Source organism: Herbiconiux daphne, from assembly GCF_024979295.1.
GTDB lineage: Bacteria > Actinomycetota > Actinomycetes > Actinomycetales > Microbacteriaceae > Herbiconiux > Herbiconiux daphnes.
Genome location: NZ_JANLCJ010000644.1, coordinates 1 through 568 on the forward strand (window position 1 = coordinate 1; position 568 = coordinate 568).

At 47.4% G+C, this 568-nt stretch carries 2 protein-coding genes; both read right to left on the reverse strand.

The features are described 5' to 3' along the window. Positions 1-156: 156 nt before the first annotated feature. Entirely contained in the window at positions 157-294 is a 138-nt protein-coding gene (locus N1032_RS26935; RefSeq protein ID WP_259543756.1) for a hypothetical protein, read from the reverse strand. Between the two features lie 68 nt (positions 295-362). Beyond that, on the reverse strand, positions 363-568 hold a 206-nt coding region (locus tag N1032_RS26940; protein WP_259543758.1), incomplete at its 5' end, for a hypothetical protein.

Here is a 568-nt window from a genome sequence, read left to right on the forward strand (position 1 = left end):
ATCGTCAAGTGATTTTCAAGTCCCAAGTCCGTCCTCGCCACCGGTTGCTGCGTCCCCTTTGTCTCCCTTGTCTCCTTTTTCGCCTTTAAGGTTTCCGCTTTGCTCTCAACCTTGTCCGTTTCAAACATATAGCGATTTGGTTGTTGTTCCAACTCATCAAGCGTCGCCGATTACTTGTCCTACCGGAATATCACTTTCGGTGTTGACTGAACCTTTAACGACGATAGAGTTTCCTTTTTCTCCTTGTATTCCTTGTATTCCTTGAATTCCTTGTGGACCGACTATGCTTCCCATTTCCACTCATTTAGACCCGTCTCATACGACTAATGCCTCTTGTTCGTCTTTGATTGTGTATCCGTCATCTACGTTAGGATTTGTAGGTAAGTCCGCTCTTGTGGCAACTTGACCCTTTGGCGTGAAACTTTGACCGGCCGGTCCTTGAACCCCTTGACTACCAATAGGTCCTTGAACTCCTTGGTCTCCCTTAGGTCCTTGAATTCCTTGGTCTCCTTTGACACCTTGGTCTCCCTTTTCGCCTTGGATACCTTGTGGACCTTGGTCGCCCTTT

Excerpts from the sequence above, each read along its gene's own strand:
- N1032_RS26935 (WP_259543756.1), bottom strand. The coding sequence starts at position 294 with ATGGGAAGCATAGTCGGTCCACAAGGAATTCAAGGAATACAAGGAATA.